We start from the raw sequence: 1,835 nt of genomic DNA, 5'->3' as shown, positions 1-1,835 counted from the left end.
ACTTGATCTACTAAAGACTTATGTTAAAGAAGTAGATCAACGTTTACAATGGAAAAATTACTCACCCCTTGTAGAATATGCGTACAATAATATTGTCCATACTACTACGGGAAAGGCACCTTTTGAGATCATAGAGGGAAGACCTAAAAGTCCCTTGCTACTTAAAGTATATGGAAAGATCTTCGCTGCCGATGAGTATAGCCGTGACCTACAAGAATCTTTTCAAAAGATTAAAGAGGCTATATCCATCTCAACAAAGGCAAAAAGCTACTGCTGACAAGCACAGAAGGGCCTTAATGTTCAAAGAAAATGATTGGGTCTTACTTAAGTTTCCTAAGGCTCGATTAAGGCAAACGACGGGCAAAAATCCTACGGGCCATCAAAAGTATTATGCTAAACTAGCAAAAAGATACTATGGTCCTTTCCAAATCTTGAAGCCCATCAATGAGACGGCTTATCAACTCAAGTTTCCCAACCATTGGCTTATACACAATTCCTTTCATGTAAGCCTACTTAAGCCCTACAAAGGAGAGCCACCAAGTGAACCAATTATTGAAGACCCTCCTGAATTTGAAGACCAAGAAGAGGTGCTACAACCCAAAGCTATCCTTTGGCATGAAGACAAGGTACTACGACATGGTAAGATAATCCAACGGTATCTTATTAAGTTCAAAAATTATCCTTTTGAAGATGCTAGATGGATGCAAGGAATACAGCTTAAGGATAGTATGAACCTTGTCAATGCTTACAATGCTACATTAGAGTAAGCAAATGTACAAATTTCTTTTAAATGACCAATGTTTTTGTCTTATAAGACTAATTCTCTTTTTATTGTGCAAAAATTTAAATAGTATGCATGCTTAGAATCATGTTTGTGATGACGACGTCTCTCAAACACCAAGTAGAATTTGTCACTCTACTTTGGGAGAATGAAATGGACTAAAGAGCAGACATGCTTGCGGCAGCTATGTCTCCCAAGCACCAAATGGATTAGTCATCCATCTTGGAAAGATGTCGTAGGGTAAAAAGGGATCCTCTACCCGCTAAGTAACATTGACTAATGACTAAGGCTTTATCTCTTCTACCTCATAGTCGAGGACGACTATGATTTCAAGAGAGAGGTAATGTCATAAAATCTAATATCTAACCAACCCAAATGATTTTCTCATATTAAATTGATCACTTAATGTGGGAGAATAAACGGGAACAAGGGTTAAGATATAGATATGTGCTTATAGATCTATCTCAACACGGGGCCAATGTAAAGGGGCCCAAAAGGGAGATGGTCTATCAAAGAGCAAGGCTAACCAATGGAGCATAAGACCTTAGGGTTAGCTTCATTGAAGACCTCCAATAAATGTGTGTAAAAGTCCTTTTGACCTTAAGCAAGCTAGGGCTGAGGTGGGAACCCGGCCCAAGCTCGAGGTGCTTGTCCTGCTTGAGGTGCTTGTCATGCTTGAGGTGTTTTTCATGCTTGAGGTGCTTGATTAAGATTCTTGAGGTGCTTGACTGGCTCCATGCTTGAGGTGCTTGACTTGCTGCATGATTAAAGTACTTGAGGTGCCTTGAGAAGCTTGCCTGAGATGCTTGTGGGAACCCCCCCTAGTTCAAGTGCTTTGTCATGCTTGGTGAGTAAGGTGCTTGATCACCTAAAAGTCAAAAGCATTCCTACAAGAGGGGGGGCGAGCCCTTTTCCTAGGGCCTAGAGAGAGAACACCCACTCACACACACACAAGGGAAGCCCATCTTGAAGAGGCAGCAAGGACACATGTCAGGCCCCTACCCATGTTACCTTCATGTGTTTCTTGAAGCCTATTGGCTAGGCTTCAAAGGGG

2 protein-coding genes are annotated in these 1,835 nt (G+C 41.3%); both read left to right on the top strand.

Translation table 11 applies throughout. The features are described from left to right. The coding region (locus DD606_RS26235; RefSeq protein ID WP_219824234.1) for a hypothetical protein at positions 1-277 on the top strand (277 nt) is incomplete at its 5' end. A gap of 19 nt (positions 278-296) precedes the next feature. Next, entirely contained in the window at positions 297-767 is a 471-nt protein-coding gene (locus DD606_RS24900) for a hypothetical protein (RefSeq protein WP_129259429.1), read from the top strand. Positions 768-1,835: the final 1,068 nt, after the last annotated feature.

Origin of the sequence: Enterobacter cloacae complex sp. GF14B (genome assembly GCF_004136805.1) — a bacterium.
GTDB lineage: Bacteria > Pseudomonadota > Gammaproteobacteria > Enterobacterales > Enterobacteriaceae > Enterobacter > Enterobacter hormaechei_C.
This window is presented reverse-complemented; position numbering and strand designations above follow the sequence as displayed.